The 1,446-nt window shown below is 63.8% G+C and carries 1 protein-coding gene; it reads right to left on the bottom strand.

Annotated elements, in window-relative coordinates:
• Positions 1–1,170: 1,170 nt before the first annotated feature.
• A partial coding sequence (locus tag ACFVXN_RS18440) for a hypothetical protein (RefSeq protein WP_389235976.1) occupies positions 1,171–1,446 on the bottom strand: 276 nt, incomplete at its 5' end.

Here is a 1,446-nt window from a genome sequence, read left to right as displayed (position 1 = left end):
GTCTGTGAGGGTTGGGTGATTCTCGATCAGATGTAGCAGCGGCGCCGCGGTGTAGGGCGCCGCCTGATCGACATCGTCACCGTCGCCGAGTTGACCGTCGATTCCGCCGCGAAGAAACCCGCTGCTGTCGGTCGACATCCTCGCGACCGGCGCGGACGGCTACACCGCCGCCCTGACCTGGGTGAGATCATCGGACCGATCGCGCTGGCCGCCACCAAGACGGTCGCGCCAGCGTCGACACGATGATCTCCCCGGACTTCGCCGCCACCGACGTCCTCGTCGCGTACACCGAGGACGGGTAACCCCTCGCCCAGCCGCGACTGGTCGTGCCCGGCGACATCAAGGGCGGGCGGTACGTCAGCGATCTCAACCGAACTGGCCGTGGTGAACCTCGCGCAGCAGTGATCGGTGGACTCCTGTGTCGGCCGCGCCCCGGCTTGTCGCGGGCACTCAACATTGAGGTGCGGCTTTTCGTGACCGCCAGGAGGAAGGCGGCGGAGTGGGCACGGTACGCGACACGGGCCGTTCACCCACCTGGGAGACGATTCCGCCGCGTGGTCGGATCTGACGGTGGTCCTCGGCGCGAACGAGTTGATCGGTGTCGCCGAGTGCACTGCGGGCTGTGCACGTACGTGTCCGCTTCGCGACCTATTCGAAAGATTCGAAAGGTTCCGGGTCCGCACTCCTCGGTTTGTCGTTGCAGTCGACGCGGTCAGCCTGAAACTTCGCCCGGGAGTCGTAACGTCGGCCGTGCCTATCAGAAGCACTTTCCTGACGCGACCTGCGACATACCTACGTCAGCTTGTCGGCAGGTGGCGGCTCAGCCCAGTTCGCTCCAGCCCAGTAGCCGGCGGTAGAGCATCTCGTTCGGTTCCGGGGCGGGCATTGAGCGAGGCTCATCCGCCCAACATCCTACGACCGGGTGGAGATGGTCGGTGACCTGTGGTTGATTTCGAATTAGAAAGTGGGAGAACGCGTCCAGGTATCTCATGGTCGCGCTGAACAAGGTTGTGGCCAGGGTGGCAACATCACTGACGTAGGTACTCGGCGAGAACGGGACAGTCGACTCAGCCTTCACACGCCAAGCCGGTCCAGCTGGGATTGGGTGAGAATGGTCGGTTCTGGGTCGAGTTCAGGGAGGCCGGTGAGTTCCACGGCGACGGTGGTGGACTAGCCATAGGTGCGGGAGAGTTGAAATTCGGTACCGAGTGGCAGCGAGTGGATGCGATTGCGGAGCTGCCCGGCGATCCACGCGTAGGGTGCGACTGCTCTGATCGCGCTGGCATCTGCGTCGGGGAATCGCTCGATGATGCCGTCGAGTTCCTGCATGGAAGTCAGTGAGCCCCGTTGCTTTTCCGGGTCCAACCGGACATCGAACAACGAGCGGCTGACTCGGCCATAGCGGTCCAGTGCCGCGCAGAGATACAGCAGTGTTCGGTCGAGAGC

The sequence above is a fragment of the Cellulomonas sp. NPDC058312 genome, assembly GCF_042880135.1.
Classification (GTDB): Bacteria; Actinomycetota; Actinomycetes; order Actinomycetales; family Cellulomonadaceae; genus Cellulomonas.
This window is presented reverse-complemented; position numbering and strand designations above follow the sequence as displayed.